The organism is Polaromonas sp. P1_E1_2, assembly GCF_056406035.1.
On record NZ_JBFUAZ010000523.1, the window covers coordinates 1 to 3,030 of the forward strand.

A 3,030-nucleotide genomic window follows, 5' to 3' on the forward strand; every position below is an offset into this window, starting at 1 on the left:
ATGCGGAACCGTCCGGGGCGGGCGTCGTGTCACCGCCTGAGCGCTTCTGGCCCAGCGYCTTGAAGGCGCCGACCTTGGCCAGCAGGTCCTCGAGCGGCAAAGGCAGGGCCAGCAGGGCGTCGCCGGTGGCGGCGCCGTTGTCCTTGAGCTTTTGCAACTCGCTTTCGAACTGATGGGCCAGTGTGGCCAGGATTTCCAGCCCGAGCGATGCTGCGTCACCCTTGAAGGCGTGGATGCGGCGGTAGGCGCCGTCCACAGCTTTGAGCACCTGGACTTCCGAGGCGGCCGATGAAGTGCTTCGCAGCAGGTCGTTGACTTCCAGCAGGGACGCTTCAGCCCTCTCGACAAAGGCGCGCATCATGGCTGGCTCCGTCTCGAAAGCCTTGAGCATCATGGACAGCTCTTTTTGCGAGCGCTGGCGTTCGCCGGTCAACCGGGCCTGCAGCTCGACCTTTTGCGTGATGTCCTGCACGGTAACCAGCAGGTGCCGTACGGTGTTGCCGTCCTGCACCCGGTTGAAATGGAACGAAAGGTAGCGCTTGGTGTCCTGGCCGAGCCGGTTCCTGACGGTGAGTTCCACCTCCGACAGCGGGTTGATGCCCTGAATGAGTTGCTCCTTGACGTGCGGGGAGAACAACAACTCGACATAGTCCCGCGCATCGGTCAATGCCTTGTCGGAAACCAGGGTGGACAGCTGGTAAAAGAAGTTTTGCCCTGGTGCCAGCGTTTTGCCGAACAGTGCGTGGGTCGAACGGGACAACTGGGAACCGAGCTGGTGCTGGGGTGTCAGCAGGAACAGCCCTTCGCGAACGCTGGCGAGAATTTCCCGGTTTTCTTCGGTGGCGGCCTCAATCGCGGCGTCTGAAGTTTTGAGGCGGCGCAGGAACTTGAACAGGATAAAGGCGAAATTCAGCAGTGCCAGCACGATGCCGCCGGTTTGCACCATGCGCAGCACGCTGGCTCGCGAGGCGCCTATCTGCTGCGTTTCGGTCACGAAGTCGTTAGCCGCGCCCAGCAGCGGGATGTTGTAGGTCTGGCTGTAGGCCAGCGCGGCGGCCAATTCCTGCTGCGTGAAGTTGTCGCCTGCCAGCAGCGGCTGGAGCAGGGCGAAGTAGGGCTTCCAGATTTGCTCCACCTTTTCCTCGAGCTCACGGCCGCGGCTGGACACCACCGGCTCCAGGTAGACCGGCTTGCCGTCGCCGCCGGGAATGGTGCCGCCTTCGCGAAACGCCAGCTGCGACACCTGGAAGATTTTGGCACCCGCACGCAGCTCCGCCAGAGTGTCGGCCCTGTAGGGCGCACCCGAGACGCGCATGGCATCGAGCTCCAGCAGGGTGCGCGCGACGCGTTGCGAGACGACGCGCTGGCGGCCGGAAAGGTTGATGGCCACGGTGTCCTGGTCAATCTTGAACGAGGTGTAGAAGTTCAGGACCAGCACGCCCAGGTCAAACAGCAGGAAGAACGCGACTGCGATGATGATTTCACGGTACTTGCCGAGCGAGGAGAGGCCGTGCGATGCTGACGGCCGTGTGCTGATCGGCGCGCCATGGGCGATTCTGTCGGCGCCGGGGATTGGCAAAACTGCAGACATTAAAAACCTCCCTTTGAAAATCCCGGAGCGGCTTGTTTGCCGCTTTTCCGGTCTGGCCTTTTCAGGCCGCTTTTTCGACGTGGCCCTGGCGGGTGTAAAGGAAATCGATGACGGCCTTGCGGTAACCCAGGTAACGGATGTCTTCGGCCAGCGCCACGCGGGAACGTGGGCGGGGCAGCTCTACTGGCAACACTTCGCCGATCGTGGCGGCGGGACCGTTGGTCATCATTACAATGCGGTCGCTCAGGAGAACGGCTTCGTCGACATCGTGGGTCACCATCACGACCGTGCTTTGCGTGGTGGCGACGATCTGTAGCAGTTCGTCCTGCAGCTTGGCGCGGGTCAGCGCATCAAGGGCACCGAAAGGCTCGTCCAGCAGCAACACCTTGGGTTCCATCGACAGTGCGCGTGCAATGCCAACGCGCTGCTTCATGCCGCCCGAAATCTCGCCGGGACGTTTTTGCGCCGCTGGCGTCAGCCCGACCATGGCCAGTGCGGCGTCGGTGCGGGCCTTGAGCTGGGCCTTGTTTTCCGTGGCCGCAAAAACCCGCTCGACGGCAAGGTAAACGTTCTCGAAGCAGGTGAGCCAGGGCAGCAACGAATGGTTCTGGAATACGACGGCCCGCTCGGGTCCGGGGCCGGCGATTTCGCGGTTGGYGCACAGCAGGCTGCCCTCGGTGGGTGTGGTCAGGCCGGCAATCAGGTTGAGCAGCGTGGATTTGCCGCAACCGGAATGGCCGATCAGTGTGACGAACTCGCCCTTGGCGACCGTGAGGTTGATGTTTTGCAGTGCGCAGAACGGCCCCTTTTTGGTCTTGAAAGTTTGCTCTACGCCCTGGATCTCGATGTACTTGGTAGTGAAGGATGTCATGGCTTGGTTCTCCTTTTGTTCGAGCGGTTCAGTTCTTGACTTCTTCAAACGTGAAGGCTGTTGCAAGCTTGATCAGTGCGAACTCCAGCACCAGCCCGACGATGCCGATCACGAAGATCGCGATGATGATGTTCTTGACGTTGAGGTTGTTCCACTCGTCCCAGACCCAGAAGCCGATGCCGACGCCACCGGTCAGCATCTCGGCGGCCACGATCACCAGCCAGGCGGTGCCGACAGCCAGACGAACGCCGGTCAGCATGTAGGGCAGCACGGCAGGAAAGAGGATCTTGGTCACGATCTTCCACTCGCTGAGATTGAGCACACGCGCCACGTTCATGTAGTCCTGCGGCACGCGTTGTACACCGACAGCCGTGTTGATGATCATGGGCCAGATGGAGCAAATGAAGATGGTCCAGATAGCAGCCGGGTTGGCGCCCTTGAAGACCAGCAGACCAATCGGCAACCAGGCTAGCGGCGACACCGGGCGCAAGAGGCTGATCAGCGGGTTGAACATGCGGCTCAAAAAATTGAAGCGACCGATCATGAAGCCGACCGGTATGCCGACGAC

At 61.4% G+C, this 3,030-nt stretch carries 3 protein-coding genes; all 3 read right to left on the reverse strand.

Features of this window, described 5'->3' with window-relative positions; translation table 11 throughout:
- On the reverse strand, positions 1–1,591 hold a 1,591-nt coding region (locus tag AC1D1P_RS19245), incomplete at its 3' end, for an Hpt domain-containing protein (RefSeq protein ID WP_477674078.1).
- A 61-nt stretch (positions 1,592–1,652) separates the two neighbouring features.
- Positions 1,653–2,462, reverse strand: coding sequence for an ABC transporter ATP-binding protein (locus AC1D1P_RS19250; RefSeq protein WP_477674079.1), 810 nt, complete (start codon positions 2,460–2,462; stop codon positions 1,653–1,655).
- Positions 2,463–2,490: 28 nt separating this feature from the next.
- Positions 2,491–3,030: nitrate ABC transporter permease (gene ntrB, locus AC1D1P_RS19255; RefSeq protein WP_477674080.1), on the reverse strand; the 540-nt coding region annotated here is incomplete at its 5' end.